The organism is Streptomyces sp. NPDC018029 (genome assembly GCF_044327655.1).
Lineage (GTDB): Bacteria > Actinomycetota > Actinomycetes > Streptomycetales > Streptomycetaceae > Streptomyces.
On sequence record NZ_JBIRFV010000002.1, the window covers coordinates 886,122 to 910,568 of the forward strand.

General features: G+C 71.4%; 19 protein-coding genes. 6 read left to right on the plus strand and 13 right to left on the minus strand.

Translation table 11 applies throughout. The annotated features are described in order from the left end of the window. The first annotated feature begins 8 nt into the window (after nucleotides 1–8). Nucleotides 9–725, plus strand: coding sequence for a hypothetical protein (locus ACH4D5_RS08095; RefSeq protein ID WP_398299775.1), 717 nt, complete (start codon nucleotides 9–11; stop codon nucleotides 723–725). Nucleotides 726–730: 5 nt separating this feature from the next. Continuing rightward, complete coding sequence (locus ACH4D5_RS08100; RefSeq protein ID WP_398299777.1) at nucleotides 731–2,596, plus strand: rhamnogalacturonan lyase; 1,866 nt, start codon at nucleotides 731–733, stop codon at nucleotides 2,594–2,596. On the opposite strand, the gene ACH4D5_RS08105 is transcribed toward ACH4D5_RS08100, so the two are convergent. From ACH4D5_RS08105 to ACH4D5_RS08115, 3 genes are all read right to left on the minus strand, one after another. Then, complete coding sequence (locus tag ACH4D5_RS08105) at nucleotides 2,578–3,597, minus strand: LacI family DNA-binding transcriptional regulator (protein ID WP_398299778.1); 1,020 nt, start codon at nucleotides 3,595–3,597, stop codon at nucleotides 2,578–2,580. The two genes, ACH4D5_RS08100 and ACH4D5_RS08105, sit on opposite strands and share 19 nt — an antisense overlap. A gap of 190 nt (nucleotides 3,598–3,787) precedes the next feature. Beyond that, a complete protein-coding gene (locus ACH4D5_RS08110) occupies nucleotides 3,788–5,158 on the minus strand; it encodes a glycoside hydrolase family 6 protein (protein ID WP_398299780.1) in 1,371 nt (456 codons plus the stop codon). A gap of 53 nt (nucleotides 5,159–5,211) precedes the next feature. Next, nucleotides 5,212–6,393 carry a glycoside hydrolase family 5 protein gene (locus ACH4D5_RS08115; protein WP_398299782.1) on the minus strand — a complete coding sequence of 394 codons (1,182 nt, stop codon included), beginning with the start codon at nucleotides 6,391–6,393 and terminating at the stop codon, nucleotides 5,212–5,214. Nucleotides 6,394–6,707: 314 nt separating this feature from the next. Here ACH4D5_RS08115 and ACH4D5_RS08120 point away from each other — a divergent pair, with 314 nt between their 5' ends. The 4 genes from ACH4D5_RS08120 to ACH4D5_RS08135 all read left to right on the plus strand — a co-directional run bounded on the left by ACH4D5_RS08120 (nucleotide 6,708) and on the right by ACH4D5_RS08135 (nucleotide 12,933). Next, nucleotides 6,708–8,741, plus strand: coding sequence for a glycoside hydrolase family 48 protein (locus tag ACH4D5_RS08120; RefSeq protein ID WP_398299784.1), 2,034 nt, complete (start codon nucleotides 6,708–6,710; stop codon nucleotides 8,739–8,741). Nucleotides 8,742–8,829: 88 nt separating this feature from the next. Beyond that, the gene (locus ACH4D5_RS08125; protein ID WP_398299786.1) at nucleotides 8,830–11,184 is read left to right on the plus strand and encodes a WD40/YVTN/BNR-like repeat-containing protein; all 2,355 of its coding nucleotides are present in this window, start codon (nucleotides 8,830–8,832) and stop codon (nucleotides 11,182–11,184) included. A gap of 147 nt (nucleotides 11,185–11,331) precedes the next feature. After that, nucleotides 11,332–12,447 (plus strand): ABC transporter substrate-binding protein, encoded by a 1,116-nt coding sequence (locus ACH4D5_RS08130; protein WP_398299788.1) that lies wholly within the window; start codon nucleotides 11,332–11,334, stop codon nucleotides 12,445–12,447. A gap of 102 nt (nucleotides 12,448–12,549) precedes the next feature. Then, nucleotides 12,550–12,933 carry a VOC family protein gene (locus tag ACH4D5_RS08135; protein WP_398299790.1) on the plus strand — a complete coding sequence of 128 codons (384 nt, stop codon included), beginning with the start codon at nucleotides 12,550–12,552 and terminating at the stop codon, nucleotides 12,931–12,933. 13 nt (nucleotides 12,934–12,946) lie between these two features. Here ACH4D5_RS08135 and ACH4D5_RS08140 read toward each other — a convergent pair whose 3' ends face one another. The 10 genes from ACH4D5_RS08140 to ACH4D5_RS08185 form a co-directional block, all read right to left on the minus strand. Then, nucleotides 12,947–14,257: a polysaccharide lyase family 1 protein gene (locus ACH4D5_RS08140; protein ID WP_398299792.1), complete on the minus strand. Its 1,311-nt coding sequence runs from the start codon at nucleotides 14,255–14,257 to the stop codon at nucleotides 12,947–12,949. Nucleotides 14,258–14,259: 2 nt separating this feature from the next. After that, nucleotides 14,260–14,979, minus strand: a complete 720-nt coding sequence (locus ACH4D5_RS08145) for a rhamnogalacturonan acetylesterase (RefSeq protein WP_398299794.1) — start codon at nucleotides 14,977–14,979, stop codon at nucleotides 14,260–14,262. Continuing rightward, nucleotides 14,976–16,301, minus strand: coding sequence for an ABC transporter substrate-binding protein (locus ACH4D5_RS08150; protein ID WP_398299796.1), 1,326 nt, complete (start codon nucleotides 16,299–16,301; stop codon nucleotides 14,976–14,978). The genes ACH4D5_RS08145 and ACH4D5_RS08150 overlap by 4 nt, the downstream gene beginning before the upstream one ends. 15 nt (nucleotides 16,302–16,316) lie before the next feature. Next, complete coding sequence (locus ACH4D5_RS08155; protein ID WP_398299797.1) at nucleotides 16,317–17,855, minus strand: family 43 glycosylhydrolase; 1,539 nt, start codon at nucleotides 17,853–17,855, stop codon at nucleotides 16,317–16,319. Beyond that, nucleotides 17,852–18,691 (minus strand): PmoA family protein, encoded by an 840-nt coding sequence (locus tag ACH4D5_RS08160; protein ID WP_398299799.1) that lies wholly within the window; start codon nucleotides 18,689–18,691, stop codon nucleotides 17,852–17,854. The genes ACH4D5_RS08155 and ACH4D5_RS08160 overlap by 4 nt, the downstream gene beginning before the upstream one ends. Nucleotides 18,692–18,698: 7 nt before the next feature. Further along, nucleotides 18,699–19,877 carry a Gfo/Idh/MocA family protein gene (locus ACH4D5_RS08165; RefSeq protein WP_398299801.1) on the minus strand — a complete coding sequence of 393 codons (1,179 nt, stop codon included), beginning with the start codon at nucleotides 19,875–19,877 and terminating at the stop codon, nucleotides 18,699–18,701. Continuing rightward, the gene (locus tag ACH4D5_RS08170; protein WP_398299803.1) at nucleotides 19,874–20,749 is read right to left on the minus strand and encodes a carbohydrate ABC transporter permease; all 876 of its coding nucleotides are present in this window, start codon (nucleotides 20,747–20,749) and stop codon (nucleotides 19,874–19,876) included. The genes ACH4D5_RS08165 and ACH4D5_RS08170 overlap by 4 nt, the downstream gene beginning before the upstream one ends. Continuing rightward, nucleotides 20,746–21,708 carry a carbohydrate ABC transporter permease gene (locus ACH4D5_RS08175; RefSeq protein ID WP_398299805.1) on the minus strand — a complete coding sequence of 321 codons (963 nt, stop codon included), beginning with the start codon at nucleotides 21,706–21,708 and terminating at the stop codon, nucleotides 20,746–20,748. The genes ACH4D5_RS08170 and ACH4D5_RS08175 overlap by 4 nt, the downstream gene beginning before the upstream one ends. Nucleotides 21,709–21,789: 81 nt before the next feature. Further along, nucleotides 21,790–23,535, minus strand: a complete 1,746-nt coding sequence (gene araD / locus ACH4D5_RS08180; RefSeq protein WP_398299807.1) for an L-arabinonate dehydratase — start codon at nucleotides 23,533–23,535, stop codon at nucleotides 21,790–21,792. Further along, on the minus strand, nucleotides 23,532–24,443 hold the full coding sequence (locus tag ACH4D5_RS08185; RefSeq protein ID WP_398300011.1) for a dihydrodipicolinate synthase family protein: 912 nt from the start codon (nucleotides 24,441–24,443) through the stop codon (nucleotides 23,532–23,534). Before ACH4D5_RS08185 ends, araD begins: the two co-directional genes overlap by 4 nt. Nucleotides 24,444–24,447: the final 4 nt, after the last annotated feature.

The window sequence follows — 24,447 nt, forward strand, 5'->3', positions numbered from 1 at the left end:
AGAACACCATGGGACGACAGACCCGCCGCACCACCGCGCTCCGTCTGCTCCTCGCGCCCGCCCTGGCCGCGGGCGTGGCCGTCGGGCTCACCTCCGCGCCCGCTCAGGCAGCCGTGTGGAGCAGCTGCGAGCAGTGGGGCAACACGACCCTGAACGGCTACACCCTCTACAACAACATCTGGGGCTCGGGCGCGGGCAGCCAGTGCGTCTCCGCCGACTCCGGCACCAAGTGGAGCGTGCGCGCCGACCACCCGAACACCAGCGGCATCAAGTCCTACCCCAACTCCAAGAAGGTGATCGGCAAGCCGGTCGACTCGCTGTCGTCGCTGAAGAGCTCCTACGACGTCACGGTCCCGTCGGCGGGCCACTACAACTCCTCGTACGACATCTGGGACACCGACTACGACTACGAGATAATGCTGTGGGTCAACCACCACGGCGACGTCGGGCCGCTCGGCACCCCGCAGGGCACCGTCACGCGCGGCGGCCACACCTGGAACGTCTACAAGGGCAGCAACGGCCACAACGAGGTCTTCTCGTTCCTGCGCACCTCCGACTCGTCGGCCGGCACCGTCGACATCCTCCCGATCCTCAGGTGGATCAAGGAAACCAAGGGCTGGATGGGCAACGAGACCATCGGTGACGTGCAGTTCGGCTACGAGATCAGCGGTTCGGCCGGCGGCCTGGACTTCCGGACGAACTCGCTGACCGTCTCGGGCAGCTGATTGTCATGCCCAGGCTAATCATTGCGGTGGCGCTGGCCGCGCTCCTGACGGGCGGTGCGGCCACCACCCCACCCGCCGCCCCGTCCAGTGGTGAAGCCGACGCGCGTGCCGCGAGCCGTGTGGCCGAGCGGCTCGACCGCGGCCTGGTGGCCGTCCCCGCGAGCGGCGGAGTCCTGGTCACCTGGCGGCTGACCGGCGACGACCCCGCGGGCATCTCCTTCCGGCTCTACCGGGGCGGCACCCTGATCGAGGAGACGACGAAGACCAACTTCCTGGACAGCGGCGGCGGCGCCTCGTCCACGTACGAGATCCGAGCCGTCGTCGACGGTACCGAGCGGCCCGGCGAGAAGGCGTCGGTGTGGGCCGCGGGCCGCCACGACATCCCGCTCGACAAGCCCCCGGGCGGCACCACCCGCGACGGCGTCGCCTACACCTACTCCGCCAACGACGCGTCGGCCGCCGACCTGGACGGCGACGGACAGTACGAACTGGTCCTCAAGTGGGCGCCGTCGAACGCCACGGACTCCGCCAACTCCGGTACGTGCACGGGCCCGACGGTCTACGACGCGTACGAGCTGACCGGCAGGCGGCTCTGGCGCGTGAACCTCGGCACGAACGTGCGCAGCGGTTCGCACTACGACTCCTTCCAGGTGTACGACTACGACGGCGACGGCAGGGCCGAGATGGCCGTGCGGACCTCCGACGGCTCGAAGGACTCCGCGGGCACGGTCATCGGCGACGCGAACGCCTCGCACCTGGCCGACAACTGCGGCGTGCTGTCCGGCCCGGAGTTCCTGTCCGTCTTCGACGGGCGGACCGGCAGGGTGCTGGACTCCGTGCCCTTCGAGCCGGCCCGCGGCAGGGTCTCCGACTGGGGCGACACCTGGGGCAACCGGGAGGGCAGACTGCTCTCCGCGACCGCGTACGTCAGCGGCTCCCGGCCCAGCATGATCTTCAGCCGGGGCATCTACGAACGCGTCGCGCTCGCCGCGTACGACTGGAACGGCACCGACCTGACCCGCCGCTGGAAGTTCGACAGCCACAGCTCCACCAACCTCGGCAAGGGCTACGACCAGCAGGGCAACCACAACCTCGCGGTCGCCGACGTGGACGGCGACGGAAAGGACGAGATCATCTACGGCGCGATGGCCGTGGACGACGACGGCAGCGGCCTGTGGACCACGAAGCTCGGCCACGGCGACGCCCTGCACGTCGGCGACCTCGACCCGGCGCGCCCCGGCCTCGAATCCTTCAACGTGCACGAACACAAGGACGCGGCGTACGGCTACGAGATGCACGACGCGCGGACCGGCCGCATCCTGTGGGGCGCCAGGACCGGCACCGACGTGGGCCGCGGCCTCTGCGCCGACCTCACACGCGCGCACGCGGGCGCGGAGTGCTGGTCGAGCGGCGGCGGCCTGTACGCCGCCAACGGCACGAAGATCAGCGACAGTGTGCCGTCCTTCGGCGGCGCAGCCTCGTACAACGCGGCGATCTGGTGGGACGGCGACGCCCACCGTGAACTCCTCGACCACCGCTGGTCGGGCACCGCCGGAACCGGCTACGGCCAGATTCTCAAATACGACGGCGACAGCGAACTCACCCGCATCTGGTCCGACACAGAGGCCCGCTCCAACAACTGGACCAAGGGCAACCCGGTCCTGGCCGCCGACCTGCTCGGCGACTGGCGCGAGGAAATGATCTGGCGCACCGCGGACTCGACGAAGCTACGCCTGTACACCACCCCCCACCCCACCGACCACCGCCTCCAGACCCTGATGCACGACCCGGTGTACCGCCTCGGCGTCGCCTGGCAGAACACCGGATACAACCAGCCGGCGCAGGTGAGTTACTACCTCGGCACGAAGTGAGCGACGGGGCCCGTGCTCGCCCGTACCGTGAGTGCGGGGGCGAGGAGTTCCACGCCGTCCGTGCCGCGGGCCTCCAGTTTGGCGATGGTCCGGTCCACCGCTCTGCGGCCCATCTCCTGTGCGGGGATGGAGACCGAGGTGAGCCGGACGGATGCCCCGACCGCGACCTGGTCGGGGCAGATCGCCACCACCGAGACGTCCTCCGGGACCGCGCGGCCCTGCTGGCGCAGCAGGGCGAGCAGGGGTTCCACGGCCGATTCGTTCTGGACGACGAAGCCCGTGGTGCCGGGGCGTTCGTCGAAGACGCGGGAGAGCGTCGTCGCCATCGCGTCGTAGCCGCCGTCGCTGGGGCGGTGCAGGAGCCGCACGTCCAGCTCGCGGGCGCGGGCGCGGAGTCCGTCGAGGGTGCGCTCGGCGAAGCCGGTGTGGCGTTCGTACACGGCCGGCGCCTCGCCGATGACGGCGATGTCGCGGTGGCCGAGCCCGGCCAGGTGCTCGACGCAGAGCGCGCCCGTCGCCGCGAAGTCGAGGTCCACACAGGTCAGCCCCTCGGGGTCGGCGGGCAGGCCGATGAGGACGGCGGGCCGGTCGCTGGCGCGCAGCAACGGCAGGCGCTCGTCGTCGAGTTCGACGTCCATGAGGATCATGGCGTCGGCGATGCCGCTGCCGGTGACGCGGCGGACGGCGGCCGGGCCCTCGGCGCCGGTGAGGAGCAGGACGTCGTAGCCGTAGGTCCGGGCCGTCGTGGTGACCGCGAGGGCGATCTCCATCATCACCGGCACGTACATGTCGGTGCGCAGCGGCATCATCAGCGCGATGACGTTCGACTTGGCGCTGGCCAGGGCGCGGGCGCCCGCGTTCGGGTGGTAGCCGAGTTGCTCGATGCTGCGCTCCACGCGCTCGCGGGTGCCCCGGGAGATCGAACGCTTGCCGCTGAGCACATAGCTGACCGTGCTGGCCGAGACCCCGGCGTGCTTGGCTACCTCGGCTAGGGTGACCATGGAGCGCTCCTCCCACTGAGCTGCCTGAGCTGCTTGAGCGGCCTGGGCGGTGAACCGCTTCGATGCGGATCGCCCACCGACCCTATGGGGGCGGGCATGACCTGTCCAGAGGCCTGTCGAAGCGCTTCGACAGGGTGGGCCGGAGGGAGTCCGGCCCACCCCTCGGTGGTTCACCTGTGACGGCCGCTCCCTACAGCTTCGGGTGGGCGTTCCTCATGAGCTCCTGGAACTGTGCCGAGAACCAGTGCCCGGAGACCGGCGCGTCGGGCAGCGCACCGGACTTGTTGTAGCCGTTGCGCGCGTTCCCGTCGTACGTGGGGTCACACATCCGGTCGAAGCCCTTGCCCTCGTCGTTCGGGATCTCCTTGCTGGATCCGTCGGACTCGCCCGGCGGCTTCATCCACACGTAGGCGTCGATGCCGGCCGCGGGTGCGGTCCTCGGGCGCTCTCCGAGGCCCGCGCCCGACTGGTTGCACCAGTTGCCGATGTGGATGCGGCGGTCGTAGCGGCCGCCGTTGACGTAGGAGTCCACGTCGGTGGTCGGGCCCGGCTGGATGGGCCGTGCCGCCCCGCCCCAGCCGTTGCGGGAGGTGTCGATCAGCATGCCGATGTCGGACCGGAAGCCGGTGGACACCAGCTGGTTGCGGAAGGCCTGGGCGAAGGAGAGCTCGTCGGTGTAGCGGTTCCAGTCGACCCACTTGGACTCGCGGACCGACCTGCCGTTGACCGAGTCGCCGATCCTGAAGTTCTCCTCCTTCAGCGCGCTGTAGTTGGCGGTGTTGGTGATGAAGCCGTGCACCTTGTCGACCGTGCTGCCCTCGGCGGTGGCCGCCTCGCGGAAGATCTGCGCGGAGGGGGCGAAGTTGTCGTCCCAGCCGATCCAGCCGTGGTGGCCCGCGTCCACGTAGTTGTAGACGTTCGGGACGGCGCCGAGCTTGTTCAGGGCGTAGCCGACGCCCTTCACGTAGTTGCCGTTGGCCTTCATCACGTCGCACTGGGGGGTCGCGGTGGGGCGGCCGCCGGTGTTGGTGACGAGGTTGGGCAGGGAGTCGATCTCGACGGTCGTGACGATGCGGAGGTTCGCGTACTTCGGGTCGGCGAGGATCCGCGCGATCGGGTCGATGTAGGCCGTCTTGTACTTGTCGATCTCGGTGGGGCCGAGCTCGCCGTTGGAGGCGAGTGCGGAGCAGTCCCGGCCCGGCAGGTTGTAGATGACCAGCTGGATGACGCCGGCGCCCTGCCGGAGGGCCGTGTCGAGGTGGGCGCGCAGGCCCATCTTGCCGTCCGCGCCCTCGATCGCGGCGATCCGGTCGAGCCAGACGCCGGTGGGCTGGTTCGAGATCCGGCTGCCGCCCGGCTCGGCGTCGGCCTTCGCCTTCCACTCGGGGTTCACATAGCCCTTGACGCCCGCGTACGGGTTGTCGACGCGTGCGGCTGCGGCGGCCTCGGCGGCGGTGCCGCCGGTGAGCGCGACGGCGGTGCCGCCGGTCACGGCGAGCGTTGTGGCGAGTGCGAGGAGGAGGGTGCGTGATCTGCGGTACGTGCGGTGTGTGCGGCTCATGATGAGTTCGGTGCCTCTCGGGTGTCGGGGGCGGTGCCCCATCGGGTGTCGGGTCAGGGGGCGAGGGCGCGCAAATGGTCGCGCAGCCCGATGCCGAACGGGGTGGGAGTGCCGTCGTAGGAGCTGATCAGGGCCGGACCCGATGAGCAGTCCCAGGCGTTCCAGGTCCAGCCGAGGTACGAGAGCCCGCGGTCGTCGAACCACTTCATGACGCGGTCGATGAACCCGTGGGAGCAGGTGTTCTCGCCGATCTCGCCCGCGACGAGCGGGACGCGGGCGGCGACGGGGGCGAGGGTGCGGTCCCAGCAGCCCTCGTCGGCGCAGGTGTTGAAGTTGTAGACGTGCCAGGCCGCGGCGAGATTGCCGGCCGGGTCGTGGGGCGCGTGCCGCAGCCAGCCGCTCAGGTCGTTGGCGTACGCGATGCCGGCCGCGAGGACGAGGTTCTTGGCGCCCGTGGCGCGGACGGCGTCCAACAGGTCCTGCATTCCCGCGACTTCGTAACCGATGCCGGGGCAGTGGCCGCCGTCGCGCCAGCAGGTCCAGGCCTCGGCGGTGGTGGGGGTCGCGCGGTCGGGGTAGGGCTCGTTGAAGAGGTCGAAGACGACTTCCGGGTCGTTCTTGTACGCGCGGGCGACCGAGGTCCAGAACGCCGGGGTGTACCGGGCGTTCGGCATCGGCTTCTGACAGCTGGCGTGGACGTCGTGGCAGCCGGCCGAGTTGCCGGTGTACTGGCCGTGGGACCAGTGCAGTTCGACGACCGGTGTCATGCCGTGCCGCTGGACGCGCTGGACCAGCTGATCGATGGCAGAACGGTAGTTGGCACCGCCGTACCGGGGGTCGATGTTGTCGGTGCCGAGCCAGCACTCTTCGTTGAGGGGGATGCGGACGGTGTTGGCCTTCCAGTCCGCGATGGCCCGGACGGAGGCGTCGTCGACGGGGCCGTCGAAGACGCCCCAGCCCTGGACGCAGGCGAACTCGCCGCCGGAGCGGTTGACGCCGAGGAGGCGGCGGGTGGCGCCCTGCGCGTCGACGAGCTTGTTGCCCTCGGCGCGCAGGACGGGCGGAGGCGCGGTCGCGGCAGGCTGGGCCGCGGCGGGTTCGGCCGCGCTCGCCGTGGACAGGGCGGACGGCGCGGTGAGGCCACCGGCGGCGAGCAGGGCGCCGGCCAGCGCGACGAGCAGGCGTGACAGACCGGAGAGACGGAACGGGTGTGACAGGCGTGAGGGATGTCGCATGAGCGACTCCTTCGAGGTCAACTCGACGTCGGCACAGCCGATTTCGAGGTCAACTGAACGGAATCGCTCCCACTGTTGAACGCGGAAGCTATCAGTGAGTTGCCGCGGGGGCCAGATGGGTTCGCGCATTCTCCGGAGATTTACTTGTCGAATTCATTCGACAGGCCGGGCGTCGAATGAATTCGACGGCCCAATGCTCGCCCACTCCCTTGACATGTTCTTGTAACACGTTGACTTTGGGAGCGCTCCCACTGGTTCCCCGCTCCCACCTCTTGGAACTCACCCCCCGACGCACCGACAGGAGGGACCAGCGCATGCGCGCCTTCCCCGGATCACCGGAACCCGACGAGTCCAGACCCCCGCTCAGCCGACGCCGCCTGCTCGCGATCGGCGCCGCCGCCGTCGCCGTCCCCGCCACGGCCTCCCTGACGTCCGCAGGTCAGACGGCCCACGCGGGCGAGGCGCGGGCCGCCGCGAACGAGTACGAGCAGCGCTTCCTCGACCTCTACGCGAAGATCACCAACCCGGCGAACGGCTATTTCTCGCCGGAGGGCATTCCCTACCACTCCGTCGAGACACTCATCGTCGAGGCCCCCGACCACGGCCACGAGACGACGTCCGAGGCGTACAGCTATCTGATCTGGCTGCAGGCCATGTACGGCAAGGTCACGGGCGATTGGAGCCGTTTCAACGCGGCGTGGGAAACCATGGAGAAATTCATGATCCCGACCCGCGCGGACCAGCCGACGAACAGTTTCTACAATCCCTCGAAACCGGCCACCTATGCTCCCGAATGGGATCAGCCCTCCCAGTATCCGGCCCGCCTCGATCCGTCGGTCGCCGTCGGCGCCGACCCGCTCGCGGCCGAGCTGAGGAGCGCGTACGGCACCGACGACGTCTACGGCATGCACTGGCTCCAGGACGTCGACAACACGTACGGCCTGGGCGGCTCCGGCACTCCGCCGACGTACATCAACACCTTCCAGCGCGGCTCGCAGGAGTCCGTGTGGGAGACGGTCACGCAGCCCTGCCGCGACGCCTTCACCTACGGCGGCAGGAACGGCTATCTGGACCTCTTCACCGGTGACTCCTCGTACGCGAAGCAGTGGAAGTTCACCAACGCCCCCGACGCCGACGCGCGCGCCGTCCAGGCCGCCTACTGGGCGCACAAGTGGGCCTCCGCGCAGGGCAAGGCCGGCCAGGTGGCGGCGACCGTCGCCAAGGCCGCCAAGATGGGCGACTACCTCCGGTACGCCCTGTTCGACAAGTACTTCAAGAAGGTCGGCGACTGCACGAGCCCGTCCGGCTGCGCCCCGGGCAGCGGCAAGAACAGCTCGCACTACCTGCTGTCCTGGTACTACGCGTGGGGCGGCGCGCTCGACACCTCGGCGGGCTGGGCCTGGCGCATCGGCTGCAGCCACAGCCACGGCGGCTACCAGAACCCCCTGGCCGCCTACGCCCTGAGCTCGTACGCGGCGCTCGCGCCCAGGTCGGCGACCGGCAGGGCGGACTGGCGCCAGAGCCTCACCCGGCAGCTGGAGTTCTACCGCTGGCTGCAGTCCGCCGAGGGCGCCATCGCGGGCGGCGCGACCAACAGCTGGCAGGGCAGGTACGCGCAGCCGCCCGCGGGCACGCCCACCTTCTACGGCATGTACTACGACGAGAAGCCCGTCTACCACGACCCGCCGTCCAACCAGTGGTTCGGCTTCCAGGCCTGGTCGATGGAGCGGGTCGCCGAGTACTACCACCAGACGGGCGCGGCCGACGCCAAGGCCGTCCTCGACAAGTGGGTCACCTGGGCGCTGTCCGAGACGCGGGTCGCCGCCGACGGCACGTACTCGTTCCCCTCCACCCTGCGGTGGAGCGGCGCGCCCGACACCTGGAACCCCGCAAATCCCGGCCGCAACAGCGGGCTCCACGTGTCGGTCGTGGACCGCACCAATGACGTCGGCGTGGCCGGGGCCTATGCGCGCACGCTCGTCTACTACGCCGCCAAGTCCGGGCACGCGGCGGCGAAGAGGACCGCCAAGGCGCTGCTCGACGGCATGTGGACGCACCACCAGGACGCGCGGGGCATCGCGGTGCCGGAGCAGCGGGCCGACTTCAGCCGCTTCAAGGACGCCGTGTACGTGCCGAGCGGCTGGAGCGGCACGATGCCGAACGGCGACCCGATCAACGCGTCGTCGACGTTCCTCTCCATCCGCTCCTTCTACAAGAAGGACCCCGACTGGCCGAAGGTCGAGGCGTATCTGGCGGGCGGCGCGGTGCCCACCTTCACGTACCACCGGTTCTGGGCGCAGGCGGACATCGCGCTTGCGCTCGGGGCGTACGCGGAGCTCCTCGTCTAGCCCTGCCGCTCCGTGTACGGGCCGGCCGGAATCCCCCGCCGGGGGCGCCGGCCGGCCCCTCCCCGTCCTCCTCGTGAAGGGAACCCCCATGTCCCCCGGCCCCCGCGTGTCCCCCGGTGTCCGTGCCCGGCGGGCACGCACGCTCCCCGCCCTCTTCGGCCTGCTGGTCGGCTTCCTCGCCGGCGGCCCCGTGACATCCGCGGACGCGGACGCCTCCGCCGCCACGGCGGCCGCCCCCGCCACCGTGCCGTACGACTGGAAGAACGTGCGCGTCGACGGGGGCGGCTTCGTCCCCGGCATCGTCTTCAACCGCTCCGAGCCCGGCCTCGCCTACGCCCGCACCGACATCGGCGGCGCCTACCGCTGGCAGGAGTCCACCCGGTCCTGGAAGCCGCTGCTCGACTCGGTCGGCTGGGACGACTGGGGGCACACCGGCGTCGCGAGCCTCGCCTCCGACTCCGTCGACCCCGACAAGGTGTACGCGGCCGTCGGCACGTACACGAACGACTGGGACCCCGGCAACGGCGCCGTGCTGCGCTCCACGGACCAGGGCGAGACCTGGCGCAAGGCTGGCCTGCCCTTCAAGCTGGGCGGCAACATGCCGGGACGCGGCATGGGCGAGCGCCTCGCCGTCGACCCGCACGACAACAGGGTGCTGTACCTGGGCGCGCCGAGCGGCAAGGGCCTGTGGCGCTCCACGGACTCGGGCGCCACCTGGCGGCAGGTCACGAGCTTCCCCAACCCGGGCAACTACGCGGAGAACCCGGCCGACACCAGCGGCTACGCCTCCGACAACCAGGGCGTCGTCTGGGTGACCTTCGACGAGTCGACGGGGAAGGGCGGCGGCAGGACGCAGACCATCTACGTCGGGGTCGCCGACAAGCAGAACGCCGTGTACAAGTCCACAGACGGCGGCGGCAGTTGGACGCGGGTCGGCGGGCAGCCGACCGGCTACCTGCCGCACAAGGGTGTCCTCGACGCCGAGAACGGATACCTCTATCTCGCGTACAGCGACAAGGGCGGCCCTTACGACGGAGGGAAGGGCCAGGTGTGGCGGTACGCGACGAAGAGCGGGGAGTGGAAGAACATCAGCCCGGTGGCCGAGGCCGACACGTCCTACGGCTACAGCGGACTGACCGTCGACCGGCAGCGCCCGGGCACGGTCATGGTCACCGGCTACAGCTCTTGGTGGCCGGACACACAGATCTTCCGCACCACGGACAGCGGCGCCAACTGGACGTCGGCGTGGAGCTACTCGTCGTATCCGAACCGCGAGAACCGCTACACGATGGACGTCTCGTCCGTGCCGTGGCTCTCCTGGGGCGCGCACCCCACGCCGCCCGAGCAGACGCCCAAGCTCGGCTGGATGACGGAGGCCCTGGAGATCGACCCGTTCGACTCGGACCGGATGATGTACGGCACCGGGGCCACCGTCTACGGCACGGACGACCTCACCGAATGGGACGACGGCGGCGGCAAGTTCACCATCAGGCCGATGGTGAAGGGCCTGGAGGAGACCGCGGTCAACGACCTCGCCGCTCCCCCGTCCGGCGCGCCGCTGTTCAGCGCGCTCGGCGACATCGGCGGCTTCCGCCACACGGACGTGACCAAGGTGCCGTCCCTGATGTACACCCAGCCGAATCTCTCCACCACGACCAGCCTCGACTACGCCGCGTCGAACCCGAACACGGTGGTGCGGGTCGGCAACGCGGACGCGGCACCGCGCATCGGCTTCTCCACGGACAACGGCGCCAACTGGTTCGCCGGGCAGGAGCCCGCCGGTGTCACGGGCGGCGGCACGGTCGCCACGGCGGCCGACGGCAGCCGCTTCGTGTGGAGCCCGGACGGCGCGGGCGTGCACACGACGGCCGGGTTCGGCTCGTCGTGGACGGCGTCGAAGGGCATCCCGCAGGGAGCCGTCGTCGAGGCGGACCGCTCCGACCCGAAGACGTTCTACGGATTCAAGTCGGGCACCTTCTATGTGAGTTCGGACGGCGGGGCGACCTTCACCGCGAAGGCTTCGGCCGGGCTGCCCGCCGAGGGACCCGTGAAGTTCCAGGCCGTGCCCGGCAAGAAGGGCGACATCTGGCTGGCGGGCGGCAAGGCGGGGGCGACGTACGGCCTGTGGCGCTCCACCGACGGCGGCGCCACGTTCAAGAAGGTCGAGGGGGTCCAGGAGGCCGACACCATCGGCTTCGGCAAGGCGGCACCCGGCGCCTCGTACCAGGCCCTCTACACCAGCGCGAAGATCGGCGGGGTACGCGGCATCTTCCGCTCCACGGACACGGGCACGACCTGGGTGCGGGTCAACGACGACCGCCACCAGTGGGGTTGGACCGGCGCGGCGATCACCGGCGACCCCAAGGTCTTCGGCCGGGTCTACGTGGCGACGAACGGGCGCGGCGTGATCTACGGCGACACGGCGGCGCGACGCTCGCGATAGGTGGCGCGGAGACGGGTGGCCCGCGGATGACGTGGACGGGGCGCCGAGTCCGGCCGACTTCGACTCGGTTACTCTCGGCGCCTCTGACGTTCACTCCGCGATCCGGGGCCGCACCGCGATCGCGTCGGCACCCGGGAGACGCCCCACATGAGTACGCAGCCGCCACCGCCGCCCGGAGGGGGGCGGACCGACGCGTCGGCCGTCCGGATCGGCGCTCTCGTGCCGCTGACCCGGCCCGGCTGGACCGCGGCGGGCCGGCATCTGCTGGCCGGGCTCGAACTGGCCGTCCGCGACGTCAACGACACCGGCGGGATCACCGGCAGGCCACTCGAACTGGTGGTCAGGGACACCGCGGCCGATCCGCGGCGGGCCGAGGCGGCCGTGGCGGAACTGGCCGGCCTGGGCGTCGCCGCACTGGCCGGGGAGTACCACAGCGTCGTCGCCCGCGCCGCCGCCACCGCCGCCGACGCCATAGGCCTGCCGTACCTCTGCTCGTCCGCGGTGCTCGACGCGCTCACCGACCGGCCGACGGAGTGGGTCGCGCGCCTCCCCCCGCCGCAGTCCCGCGGCTGGCAGGTCTACGCGGACTTCCTCCTCGGCGCGGGCCACCGCCGTATCGCCGTGGCGGCCCAGCCGAGCGTCTACTGGGCGGCCGGGACCCGCGTCCTGCGCGACCGCCTCGCGCCGCACGGCGGCTCCGTCGGCGAACTGGACCTGACCACGCTCACCCCCGCCGACGTGTGCGACGCACTCGCCGCCGAGCGGGCGACCGCCCTCCTCCTTCTCCTCGGCCACCCGGAACCGGCGATGTCGGTCGTCCGCGCCGTCCGCCGCGATCCGCGCCTCACCGACCTCACGATCGGCGCTCCGGCCGGGCAGCCGGAGTTCGCCGAATGGGCGACGGCGCTGGGCACCGACGGTGCCGCCGTCCCCTTCCTGCGCTATTTGCCCGAGCGCCTCACACCGCTCGGCGCGCGTGTCGCGGTGGCCCTCCGTGAGCGGCTGGCCGAAGCGCCCTCCTTCGTCGCCTTCGAGGGCTACGACACGGTCGCCGTCCTCGCGGACGTGTTGCGCTCCCACGGCGTGGACCGCGCCCGCACCGCCGCTGCCTGGCCCCGCGTCGCGGTCGAAGGAACCCGCGGGACGATCCGGTTCACCCGCACGCCGGGCAGCCACGTCTGGCAGTGGGACCGCCCGCCGGTCCAGATCGCCGACCGCGACCCGGCCCGACCGGAGCGCTTCCGGGTCCTGCACACCGGTTGAGAGACCCGCGCCAGACCCGGAGCGCTGACGCCCGCTGTGCGGTCACGTACAACGCCTCGGCCTGAGTGCGGAGTTGCGGGTGATCTCCGTACACTGACGCGCATGGCATGCCGCATCAGTGAACTCGTCCTCGACGCCGCCGACCCCGAGCGTCTCGCCGTGTTCTGGAGCGAGGTCCTCGGATACGTCGAACTCGGCCGGGAGGACGACGGAAGCATCGAGATCGGACCGCCCGGCACCGGCTTCGGCGGACCGCAGCCCACCCTCGTCCTCAGCCCCAGCAGCGCCCCGCGAGCCGGGAAGCTGCCGCTGCACATCGACGTCAGCGCCACCGACCGCGACCAGCACGCCGAGTTGGAGCGGCTGCTCGCGCTCGGCGCCAAGCCCGCCGACGTCGGCCAGACCGGTGCCGAGAGCTGGCACGTCCTGACCGACCCGGAGGGCAACGAGTTCTGCCTGCTGCACGCCCGGATCCAGCCCCTCTGACGGGGACAGGGCGTCAGCGGATCCGGCCCGCGCCCGCGTGCCGGCCGACGACGGGCGGCACCTGCCGCGCGTCGTCCACGCCGGTCCGCAGGGTCGGGGTCCAGCCCGCGCCGGACCGCAGGGGTTCTGTCGGGTACTCCGCGTTGTGGGCGGCGATCAGGTCGACGGTCCTGCCGTTGACACGGTTGCCGGTTGCGGTGACCGGTGCCTCCTTCCACTTCTTGAGGACGCGTCCCGCGCCGACCCCGGCGGGCAGCGTGAACGCGTTGGCCTCGGCCACGAGTTGGGACTCCGCTCCGATGCCGAAGCTGTACTGGTAGCCGCTCGCCGGGGCCACGAAGTGGTTGTTGTAGGCGTCGACCTTGCCGAAGCGGACGCGCGGAGCCCGCTCGATGACGTGCCGGAAGAGGTTGTGGTGCAGGGTGACGCGGAGCCTGCCGCGGTCGGTGGCGCCCGCGCTGTCACTGTTGCCGATCATGAGGGTCTTGTCGTGGTCGGCGAAGACGTTCCAGGAGACGGTCACGAGGTCGGCGCCGCGCACGATGTCGAGTTCGCCGTCGTGCCGCTGGTACAGCTCTCCGTAGTAGGACGGCAGCGTGCTGTCGGGGTGGGCGCCGTCGGTGAACGTGTTGTGGTCAAGCCACACGTGTGTCGAGCCGTGCACGACCGCGCTGTCGTACTCGGAGTTCCATGCCCCGGTGGCGCCGTCCGTGGGGTCCCACTGCGGGAAGCAGTCCAGCGGGCTCTCCAGGGTGAGGTTGCGGACGACGACGTTGTCGGCGTCCTTGATCTGGAGGCTGCCGCCGGTGATCCCCGCGTTCCGGCCGACGCCGACGATAGTCGTGTCGGAGGGGATGTACGCCTTGACGGCCGCGGCCTGCCGGGTGGCCGACGCGGCGCGCAGGTCCTCCTGTTCGCCGCTGACCGGCCGGTCCCTGCCCCACACGGCGGGGTCGTAGGCGGCGAGGTACTTCGCGAAGTCGTACCCCTCGGCCTCGAACGCCCCGCAGCCCGCGGCGTCGGCGCGCAGGACGCCCTTGACCTTGATGACTCTGGGGGCGTCGCCGCCCGCGGCCAGCGCCGCGCGGAACTCCTCCCAGGTGGTGACCGTGAAGGTGTGCGCGGCGTCGGCGCCCGCGCCGCCGGTGGTGCCGCCACCGGTGGACGCCCAGCCGTCGTGCGGGGGCAGGACGTGGCGCGCCTGCCCCGGTACGGCCTGAGCCGTGGTGGCGGTGACCTTAGCCTTAGTCGTAGCTGTGGCTGTGGCTGTGGCGCCGAGGACGAGCGCTGTGCAGCCCGCGAGGACCGCGTAGGACATACGCATGGTCAGGCTCCTTGTGGCCAGGTGATCCAGGACTCGGGGATCTCGTCGTCGAGGCGGCGCACGTCGCCGGGGGCGAGCACCCTGCGGTGCAGCAGCTCGGCGGCGACGAGGCGGGCCACGGCGATCGCGCCGGGCGGGTTGAAGTGGGTGTTGTCCTGCTCGGTCGCCGTCCAGTTGAAGTACTTCTTCGTCTCCTCGGCGCCGAGCTTCCGCCACAGCGCCCGCGACAGCTCCTGGATGTCGAGGAGCGCGACGTCCGCCTCCCCGGCGAGGGCGCGCATCGCCGCCGGGTAGTCGCCGTGGGTGGGCAGGGCGTTGCCCGCCGAGTCGAATCTCCGGCGCTCCACCGGGGTGAGGAGCACCGGCCGGGCCCCGCGCGCCCGTGCCCCGTCGACGTACCGCCGCAGGTGGTCCCGGTAGGTCGTCCAGGGCTCGGTGTGGCGGGCCGGGTCGTCCTTCTTCTGGTCGTTGTGCCCGAACTGGACGAGGAGGAAGTCGCCGGGGGTGATCACGTCGAGGATCGCGTCGAGGCGGCCCTCGTCGACGAAGCTCTTCGAACTGCGGCCGTTCATGGCGTGGTTGGCGACCGGCAGCCAGTCGCGCAGGAAGAAGCGCAGGGCCATGCCCCACCCGGTCTCGGGGGCGGCGGACGCGTACTTCTGGGCGGCGGTGGAGTCCCCTGCCACATACAGGGTGCGCACACCCGGACCCGCCGCCGTCACCGGTCCTGCTCCTGCCACTCGGCCTGCGCCTTGTTGAGCTGCTCGGCGAGGCTGTCGAGGAAGTCCTTCGCGGACATCTTGCCGAGCAGCACCTTCTGGAAGTCGGGCTCGTTCTCCGCCTTGCTGATGGTGTTCCAGTCTGGCAGGTGGTACGGCAGTTGCACGATCTTCGTGGAGCCGTCGTTCAGCGCGGCGGCCGCCAGCTTGGTGGGTTCCGCCTTCTTCACCCAACTGTCCTTGGCTGCTTCGGTGTTGGCGGGGATGGCGCCGGCCGACTCGTTCCACTTGCTGTTGGAGGCGTGCGAGGCGGCGAACTCGATGAACTTCCAGGCGGCCTTCTTGTTCTTGCTCGACTTGAAGAGGCCGAGGCCGTCGACCGGGTTGGAGACCTGGACGCGGACGCCCGCGTCGGTCGTCGGGTTGGGCAGGCCGCGGAACTTGTCCTTGCCGAGCGCCTTCACGTGGTCGGCGTAGGAGCCGAGGTTGTGGCTGAGCATGCCGATCTGCCCGTTGTCCCACTGCGCGTTCATCTTGGTGAAGTCGTTGTTGAGGTCGGCGGAGGGCGTGGCCTTCTTGTACAGGGCGGCGTACTTCTTCAACGCGGCGACGTTCTTGGGGTGGTTGACGGTGGTCTCGTCGCCGTCCCAGAAGGAGCCGATGCCCGACTGGCCGTACATCGCGTCGAGCGCCTGCGCGATGGAACCCTCGCCGCCGCGGATGGTGTAGCCGAAGCGGTTGGCCTTCTGGTCGGTGAGTTTCTCCGCCGCCTCGTAGAACTTGGACCAGGTGGTGGGCGCGTCGAGGCCGGCCGCCTCGAACAGGTCGGTGCGGTAGTAGAGGACGCCGTTGCTGGCGGAGGTCGGCACCGTGTACAGCCGGCTGCCGCCGCCGGCCGCGCGCACGCTGTCCACCATGCCCGTGTTCAGCTTGCCGTTCAGCGCGCTGCCGTCGAGGCGCTTGTCCAGCGGCTCCAGGGCGTCCTGTGCGGCGATCCCTGCGAGCATGGCGGCGCCGACGCCGCCGACGTCGGGCAGGCCGCCGCCCTGGATGGCGGTGTCGTACTTGGACTGGACGCTCTCCGCGGGCACCCCGACGTACTTGACGTCGATGTCGGGGTTCGCCTTCTCGAAGTCCTTGATGATCTCCTTCCAGATGTCGTGCCGGACGGCCGTGTTGTTGTCCCAGAAGGTGATCTCGCCCTTGCCGGACCCCTCACCGCCGCTGTCCCCCGCCGCGCCGCTCCCGTCGTCGCCGCAGGCGGTGGCGGTCAGGGCGAGGACGGCGGTCAGGGCGAGGGCGGTCGTGCTCGTTCTCGTGTTCATCTTCGGCTCTCTTCTTCAGTGGGTGATCCGGAAGTGCGTGAACAGGGCCGTGCCGGCGGGCCCCGTGCCGTCGGGCGCCGCCGCGAACAGTCCGAGCAGGGCGCCGACCCAGTTCCAGGGGGTGGCGGCGAATACGGGCCCCGAGGGGCGGAAGCCGTCGCCGGTGTCGGCGTGGAAGCGGCAGCGGGCGCCCTCGGTGACCTCGACGCGGAGCCGGGCCGTGCCGTCCGGCGCCGCTCGCGGGCGCTCGGCGTCGCGCTCCGGGCCGCCCCGCTCGGCGAACCGGTGCACGAGCCGGACCGTGCCGTCGGTGTCCCGCTCCAGGCCGATCCAGGAGTACGCGTCGCCGAGCACCGCGAAGCCGGCCCGCGCGCCCGGCGCCCGTGCGGTGAGGCTCAGCCGGGTCTCCGCGACGCACGGCGCGAGCGGGAGGCGCTGCGTGAGCACGTGCGGCAGGGTGCGCGGGTCGTCCACTTGCGGGGTGCGCACACACGCCAGTTGCAGCCCGTCCCCGGAGTGCGAAGTCGCCCATCCGTCACGGGGGTTGGCGGTCCACTGCCACTGCCGTCCGTGCCGTCCGCCGGGGAAGTCGTCGTCGGTGGCGGGCGCGGACCGGGGCTGTTCCGGGAGCCGGGGCTTTCTGTGTACGTCGACGGGCACGCCGTCGGCGCCGAGCACCGGCCAGCCTTCGGCGTCCCAGCGCATCGGCTGAAGGTGGACGACGCGGCCGTACGCGCCGCGCTGCTGGAAGTGCAGGAACCAGTCCTCGCCGCGCGCGGTGCGCACCCAGCCGCCCTGGTGGGGCCCGTTGACGTCGGTGCCGCCCTGCTGGAGGACGGTCCGTTCCTCGTAGGGGCCGTGGAAGCGGCGGGCGCGGAAGGCGCCCTGCCAGCCGGTCGCGACTCCGCCGGCCGGGGCGAAAATCCAGAACCACCCGTCGCGCCGGTAGATCTTGGGCCCTTCGAGGGTGAACCAGCCGGGGATCCGGTCGCCGTCGATCAACACTCGGCCCTCGTCGAGGAGTTCGCGTCCGTCGGCGCTCATGAGGTGCCCCGTGATGCGGTTCTTCACGCCGGACCGCGACTTGGCCCAGGCGTGCACGAGGTAGGCGGCGCCGGTCTCCTCGTCCCACAGGGGGCAGGCGTCGATGAGGCCCTTGCCGGGTTTGAGGAGGTGCGGGCGGGTCCAGGGGCCGCGGATCTCGGGGGCGCTGACCTGGAAGACACCGTGGTCGGGGTCGCCCCAGAAGATCCAGAACCGTCCGCCGTGGTGCCGCAGGGCCGGCGCCCAGATCCCGCAGTCGTGCCGGGGCACGGCGAAGGCCTCCGCGGGTTCCAGGCGCTCGACGGCGTGCCCGATCAGCGTCCAGTTGACCAGGTCGCGCGAGTGCAGCAGCGGCAGTCCGGGGACCCGGCCGAAGCTGGACGCGGTGAGGTAGAAGTCGTCGCCGACCCGCAGCACGTCGGGGTCGGACCAGTCCGCGGCGAGCACGGGGTTGCGGTAGGTGCCGTCGCCGAGGTCACCGGTGAGCGGGCCCGGTCCTGGCGCGCTCACGCCGTCACCGCCTTGCGCACCAGCGCCGCCGCCTCGTCGCGCTCCAGGGTGCCGTCGGCGACGACGGTCACCACGCGGCGTACGACGGTGTCGCCCGGCGCGACCGGGAGCCGGGCGTCGGCGGCGAGGGAGGAGCCGACGCCGGGGTACTCGGCGGCGCGCACGAACCACGGGTCGTGGCGGGTCGTCGCGGTGGCTCCGGCGAACACCAGGGTCCAGCCGTCGCCGGAGAGGGCGAGCCAGTCCGCGCGGGCGGCGTGGCCCGACGCCTCGCCGTCGGTGTCCGCGGTGAACACGCGCGGAGGCGCGGGCTCCTTCGGGGCGCGCCAGAAGAAGCCGCCGTATCCGGCGCCGGGGCGGCCGTTGGTGGCGGGGCTGCCGAGGGACAGCTCCTCGCCGGTGGCGTTGGTGAGGGAGAACGTGAAGTCCAGCGCCCAGGCCGTGGCGGTCAGTTCGACGGCGGCGACGGTGCGGCGCTCGCTCAGCAGCACCTCTCCCCCGGCCGTCCAGGTCAGGTCCTCCACGAAGCCGTCGGGGTCCTGGAGCTTGAATCCCTGGTGGCGCTGCACCCCGTGGTTGTCGAGGTCGACGGGGCCCCGGTCCCGTACGAAGGTGCGGCCGCCCCAGAAGTTACGGCCCGCCACGTCGGGGACGGCCACGCCGACGCCGAGGTGGTGCGGGTGGTCGGCGGGGCGTAGTTCGCTGACCGGGGTGCCCGCGAGGGTGGTGACGGGGTGCAGGTAGGGGCGCGGGGACAGGTGCGGGTCCAGCTCGGGCCGGTAGGCGTAGCGGCCGACGGGCCGTCCCGCGCAGCGCAGGACGAGGGCGTGGTTCATGACGTACTCACCTCGTTGTGAATGTCGTCGGAGCGGGCCGGGCCCAGTCGGTGCCGAGCTCGGAGTAGAGGCAGAGGGTGTCGGCGGCGACCGTGACGAGGCCGTCGATGCCGTGGACGATGCGGCGGTCCGCGCGCTCGCCCGGGGCCGTGCTCCAGACCGTCGCGGGCAGTTCGACCGGGTCGGGGGCGGTCCTGACGGCCTCGACGACGCGCATGAAGGCGCCCGTCGCGGCGGGCGGGACGAGGAGCCGGGCGCGGCCGGTGAGGTGTTCGACCAGGTTCTCCAGGAGGTCGGTCCTGTCGTACAGGGTGGCGTGCGCCGGGACCGGTCCCGTGCCCTCGCGGCGCACCTCCACGCGGTCCTGCCGGTACCAGAAGGTGATGCGCCCCCGGGTGCCGTGCACGACGACGTACGGTTCCTCGCTTGTCTCCGCGCAGAGCGTCGCCGCCACGGTGATCCGGCCCCCGTCGGCGGTGTGGACGCGTACGCACGAGGTGTCGTCGGACTCGATGGCGTGGGCCCGGAACAGTTCGGTCTCCACCGAGGTGACGTCCTCCGCGGCGCCGGCGTCCGCCAGGGCGAGGGCGGTGGCGACGGCGTGCGCGAGGGGGTTCGTCAGGACGCCGTCGACGACGTCCACCCCGTCGAGGCGGCGGCGCCCCGCCCACGGCGCGCGGCGGAAGTACGCCTCGTCCCGCACCCAGGCCCCCGCCCCGCCGACCCCGATGACCTCACCGACCGCCCCTTCGGCGATCAGCCGGCGGATCGCGGGGATCGCGTGGGAACCGAGCGACTGGAAGCCGATCTGAACCGTGGTGTCCGCAGCGGCCGCGCCGTCGGCCATCCGCCGGAACTCCTCGTAGGAGGGGGCGGGCGGCTTCTCCAGGAGCAGGTGGACGCCGCGGGCCGCGGCGGCGAGGGCCAGGGTGGTGTGGGTGGGGATGGGGGTGCAGACGACGGCGACGGCGGCGCCGGTGGAGTCGAGCAGCCCGGCGAAGTCCTCGGACTGCTCCACCGCTCCGAACCCGGCGAGTTCCGCCCCGTCGAGCGGCCGCAGCTCGCAGACGCCGACGAGGCGTACGAGACCGGCGTGCTGGAGGCGGCGGATGTTCTCCAGATGCCAGGCGCCGTGGCCGCGCGCCCCGGCCAGGACGACGGGCAGCGGAAGCCGAAGGTCCCTCATCCCTTAACCGCCCCGGCGCTGAACCCGGTGACCAGCCACTTCTGGATGAAGGCGAAGACGATGACCACGGGCACGGCGGCGACGACGCCGCCCGCGGCGAGCGCGCCCAGGTCGACGCTGTCGGCGCCCATGAGGGTGGCGAGGCCGACCGGGATCGTCTGCTTGCCCTGGTCGCTGAGGAACATCAGGGCGAACAGGAAGTGGTTCCAGCTGTGCACGAAGGCGAAGGACCCGACGGCGATGAGGCCGGGCCGCAGCATCGGCAGGACGATGGCGCAGAAGGCACGGAAGCGCCCGCAGCCGTCGACCCAGGCGGCCTCTTCCAGGGAGTACGGCACGTTCTTGATGAAGCCGCTGATCAGGATCATGGAGAGCGGGAGCTGGAAGACGGTCTCCGCGATGATCACGCTGCCGAGCGAGTTGATCATCTGGAGCTCGGCGAAGATCTGGAAGAGCGGCACGAGCATCAGGGCGCCGGGGATGAACTGCGAGCACAGCAGCGCCAGCATGAAGCCGCGCTTGATCCGGAAGTCGAAGCGGGCCAGGGCGTAGCCGCCGGCGAGGGCGACGAGCGTGGTCATCGCCATGGAGGCCACGCCGACGAGCAGGCTGTTCTGGAAGAAGGTGGCGAAGCTGCGCTCGGTCCACACCTTGTCGAAGTGCTCGAAGGTGACGGGCCACGGCACGAGGGAGGTGGAGCCGCTGGGCCGCAGGGCGAAGAGGAGGATCCAGTAGAAGGGGATGAGGGTGAAGAGGAGGTAGAGGCCGAGGGGCAGGTAGATCTGCCAGCGGGGCGCCTCGTCCCAGGCGCGCTTCCTGCCCCGCCGGGTGTCCTCGGCCGCGGTGGTGGTGGCGGTGATGGCTGCGGTCACTTGTCCTGCCCCCCGAACTTGCTGAGCCGCAGATAGAGCAGCGAGCAGAAGAGAAGAATCACGAAGGCGATGGCGGTCAGCGCGGAGGCGTAGCCGAAGTCGTGGGAGTCCACGGCGATGGACGCGATGCGCAGCGGGAGGGTCGTGGTCTCGCCCGCGGGGCCGCCGCCGGTGAGGGTGTAGAGCAGGTCGACGTTGTTGAACTCCCAGACCGCGCGGAGCAGCGTGGACAGGATGATCGCGTCCTTCAGGTGCGGCAGCGTGATGTGGAAGAACTGCCGGACGCGGCTCGCGCCGTCCACCTCGGCCGCCTCGTACAGGTCCTTCGAGACGGACTGGAGGTCGGCGAGGATGAGGATCGCGAAGAAGGGGACGCCGCGCCAGAGTTCGGCGACGACGACGGCGGGGAAGACGGTGCCGGTGTCGGAGAGCCAGGAGGTGCCGTAGGAACCGATGCCGGCGTCCGCGAGGTAACGGGTGATCCCGGTCTGGGAGTTGAAGATCAGCAGCCAGATCGTGGAGGTGAGCACGCCGGAGACGGCCCACGGTGAGAAGACGAGGGCGCGGGCCATGGCACGGCCGACGAAGGTCTGGTTGACGAGCAGGGCGAGCGCGAGCCCGAGAAGCAGTTGCAGGACGACCTCGACGGCCACCCACTGGAAGCTGAAGCCGAGGGTGCGCCAGAAGTCCGGGTCGTCGGTGAACGCCGTCACGAAGTTCTCGAAGCCCGCGTAGCCGTTGCGCCACGGCTTGGTGGGGTTGTGGTGGCGCAGGCTGTAGTAGAAGACGCTGATCACCGGATAGGCGATGAAGCCGAGCATCAGCAGGGCGGCGGGGGCGATCAGCAGGTAGGGCAGGCGGCGCGGGGTCGTCCCGGTCCTGCGCCGCTTCTTCTGCGGGGGTGGCGGCGCCCCGGCGGTGCTGGGCGGTGGCTTCGCCACGGCTGCGGCGTGGGCCATGACACTTCTCCGATCGTGGAGGTACGAGTGAAGCGCTTCGCGTACGTCGTTCGAGATGTCGAACAGAAAAAGGGGGGGCGGTCAGCCCGCGTACGGGTCCGGCACCGCGCCCGGCCTGGCCAGGAACGCGAAGTCGCATCCGGTGTCGGCCTGGGTGATCTGCTCGTTGTAGAGCGCGCCGTAGCCGCGCTCGTAGCGCTCGGGCGGCGCGGTCCACTCGGCCCGCCGCTGCGCCATCTCCGCATCTGACACCTCTAGTTGCAGGCTGCGCGCCTCGACATCAAGGGTGATGAGGTCGCCTGTGCGCACCAGGGCGAGCGGTCCGCCGACGTGCGACTCGGGCGCGATGTGCAGGACGCACGTGCCGTACGAGGTGCCGCTCATCCGCGCGTCGGAGATCCGCACCATGTCGCGTACGCCCTGCTTCAGCAGGTGGTCCGGGATGGGCAGCATGCCGTACTCGGGCATGCCGGGGCCGCCCTTGGGGCCGGCGCCGCGCAGGACGAGCACGTGGTCGGGGGTGATGCCGAGCGCCGGGTCGTGGATGGTGCGCTGCATCGTGCGGTAGTCGTCGAACACGACGGCCGGGCCGGTGTGCCGCAGCAGCCGCGGGTCGGCGGCGATGTGCTTGATGACGGCGCCGTCCGGGCAGAGGTTGCCGCGCAGGACGGCGACGCCGCCTTCCCGGGCGACGGGGTTGTCGCGCGGGCGGATCACGTCGTCGTTGTGGACGCGGGCGCCCGCGAGCTGCTCGCGCAGGGTGTCGTGCGCGACGGTGGGGCGGTCCAGGTGCAGCAGGTCCGTGATCCGGGAGAGGAAACCGGGCAGCCCGCCCGCGAAATGGAAGTCCTCCATCAGGTACTTCTCGCCGCCCGGCCTGACGTTGGCGAGGACCGGCACGGTGCGGGCGATCCGGTCGAAGTCGTCGAGAGTGAGCCGCACCCCGGCGCGGCCGGCGAGGGCGATGAGGTGGATGACGGCGTTGGTGGAGCCGCCGAGCCCGAGGACGGTGGTGACGGCGTCCGCGAAGGCGTCCGGGGTCAGGATGTGCGACAGCCGCAGGTCGCGGCGGACGAGTTCGACGATCCGCAGCCCCGAGGCGGCCGCCATCCTGTCGTGCCCGGAGTCGACGGCGGGGATGGACGAGGCGCCGGGCACGGTCACCCCGAGCGCCTCGGCCGCGGCGGTGAGCGTCGATGCGGTGCCCATGGTCATGCAGTGCCCCGGGGAACGGGCGAGCCCGCTCTCCAGTTCGGTCAGCTCGCAGTCGCCGACGAGTCCGGCGCGGTGGTCGTCCCAGTACTTCCACATGTCCGTGCCGGAGCCGAGGGTCTCGCCCCGCCAGTGCCCCGGCAGCATGGGCCCCGCGGGCACGAAGACGGCCGGCAGATCGGCGCTCGCGGCGCCCATGAGCAGCGCGGGCGTCGTCTTGTCGCAGCCGCCGAGCAGCACGGCGCCGTCGACCGGATAGGAGCGGAGCAGCTCCTCGGTCTCCATGGCGAGGAGGTTCCGGTAGAGCATGGGGGTCGGCTTCTGGAAGGTCTCGCTGAGCGTGGCGACCGGGAACTCCAGGGGGAAGCCGCCCGCCTGCCACACGCCCCGCTTGACGGCCTGGGCGCGGTCGCGCAGGTGGGAGTGGCAGGGGTTGATGTCGGACCAGGTGTTGAGCACCGCGATGACGGGCTTGCCCAGGTGTTCCTCGGGGAGATATCCGAGCTGCCGGGTGCGCGCCCGGTGGCTGAAGGACCGCAGCCCGGCGGAGACGCTGTCGCCGTACCACTGGCTGCTGCGCAGCTCCCGGGGCGGCTGCCCGCCCGTGCCGGTCATATGGACCACCCCGCGACGATGGCGGCGACCTCGGCCCGCTCCGCCTCCGGCAGGAGGCTGCTCGGGGCGCGCACGTCCCGGCGGCAGAGACCCAGCCCGGCGAGGGCCTCCTTGACGACGGTGACGTTGTTCGCGGAGCCGTGGGCGGCGCGCAGCTCCTCGAAGCGGCGGATCCGGGCCCAGACCGCCATGGCTGCCGGGTAGTCACCGGATCGAAGCGCTTCGATCATGTGCAGCGAAAGGCTCGGGGCGACGTTCACGAGCCCGGAGGTGAACCCGGTGGCGCCCGCCGAGAAGTACGAGGGGGCGTACGGCTCCGCGAGTCCGGCGACCCACACGAACCGTTCGAGCCCGGCGTCGCGCGCGAACCCGGCGAAGCGGACCGCGTCCGGCACGGCGTACTTGACGCCGATCACGTTGGGGCAGGCGTCGGCGAGTTCCGCGAGGCGGGAGCCGGGCAGGGCGGCGTCGCGCAGATAGGGGACGACGCCGAGCCCTGGCACTGCTTCGGCGATCGCCCGGTGATAGTCGACCCAGCCGCCGTCGGAGACGTAGGGGTGCACGGGCTGATGCACCATCACCATGTGGGCGCCGGCCGCCTCGGCGTGCCGGGCGGCAGCCACCGCGGTGGGCACGTCGTGGCCGACCCCGACGAGGATCGCGGCCCGCCCCGCCGCTTCTTCGACGGTCGACTCGACGACGGCGCGGCGCTCGTCGGGAGTGAGGGCGTAGAACTCGCCCGTGTTGCCGTTCGGCGTGAGGGTCCGCACCCCGGCGTCGAGCTGCCGGCGCAGCAGCTTGCGGTGGGCGCCGTGGTCGATCGTGCCGTCCTCGGCGAAGGGCGTCACCGGGATCGCCACGACGTCGGCGAGCGCGGCACGCCGGTCCGCGAAGGTCCGCGGCGTCACGTGG

What these genes read in the sequence shown, in the direction of transcription:
- ACH4D5_RS08095 (WP_398299775.1), top strand. Translation starts at nt 9, where the DNA reads ATGGGACGACAGACCCGCCGCACCACCGCGCTCCGTCTGCTCCTCGCG.
- ACH4D5_RS08100 (WP_398299777.1), top strand. Translation starts at nt 731, where the DNA reads ATGCCCAGGCTAATCATTGCGGTGGCGCTGGCCGCGCTCCTGACGGGC.
- ACH4D5_RS08105 (WP_398299778.1), bottom strand. Translation starts at nt 3,597, where the DNA reads ATGGTCACCCTAGCCGAGGTAGCCAAGCACGCCGGGGTCTCGGCCAGC.
- ACH4D5_RS08110 (WP_398299780.1), bottom strand. Translation starts at nt 5,158, where the DNA reads ATGAGCCGCACACACCGCACGTACCGCAGATCACGCACCCTCCTCCTC.
- ACH4D5_RS08115 (WP_398299782.1), bottom strand. Translation starts at nt 6,393, where the DNA reads ATGCGACATCCCTCACGCCTGTCACACCCGTTCCGTCTCTCCGGTCTG.
- ACH4D5_RS08120 (WP_398299784.1), top strand. Translation starts at nt 6,708, where the DNA reads ATGCGCGCCTTCCCCGGATCACCGGAACCCGACGAGTCCAGACCCCCG.
- ACH4D5_RS08125 (WP_398299786.1), top strand. Translation starts at nt 8,830, where the DNA reads ATGTCCCCCGGCCCCCGCGTGTCCCCCGGTGTCCGTGCCCGGCGGGCA.
- ACH4D5_RS08130 (WP_398299788.1), top strand. Translation starts at nt 11,332, where the DNA reads ATGAGTACGCAGCCGCCACCGCCGCCCGGAGGGGGGCGGACCGACGCG.
- ACH4D5_RS08135 (WP_398299790.1), top strand. Translation starts at nt 12,550, where the DNA reads ATGGCATGCCGCATCAGTGAACTCGTCCTCGACGCCGCCGACCCCGAG.
- ACH4D5_RS08140 (WP_398299792.1), bottom strand. Translation starts at nt 14,257, where the DNA reads ATGCGTATGTCCTACGCGGTCCTCGCGGGCTGCACAGCGCTCGTCCTC.
- ACH4D5_RS08150 (WP_398299796.1), bottom strand. Translation starts at nt 16,301, where the DNA reads ATGAACACGAGAACGAGCACGACCGCCCTCGCCCTGACCGCCGTCCTC.
- ACH4D5_RS08160 (WP_398299799.1), bottom strand. Translation starts at nt 18,691, where the DNA reads ATGAACCACGCCCTCGTCCTGCGCTGCGCGGGACGGCCCGTCGGCCGC.
- ACH4D5_RS08165 (WP_398299801.1), bottom strand. Translation starts at nt 19,877, where the DNA reads ATGAGGGACCTTCGGCTTCCGCTGCCCGTCGTCCTGGCCGGGGCGCGC.
- ACH4D5_RS08175 (WP_398299805.1), bottom strand. Translation starts at nt 21,708, where the DNA reads ATGGCCCACGCCGCAGCCGTGGCGAAGCCACCGCCCAGCACCGCCGGG.
- araD (WP_398299807.1), bottom strand. Translation starts at nt 23,535, where the DNA reads ATGACCGGCACGGGCGGGCAGCCGCCCCGGGAGCTGCGCAGCAGCCAG.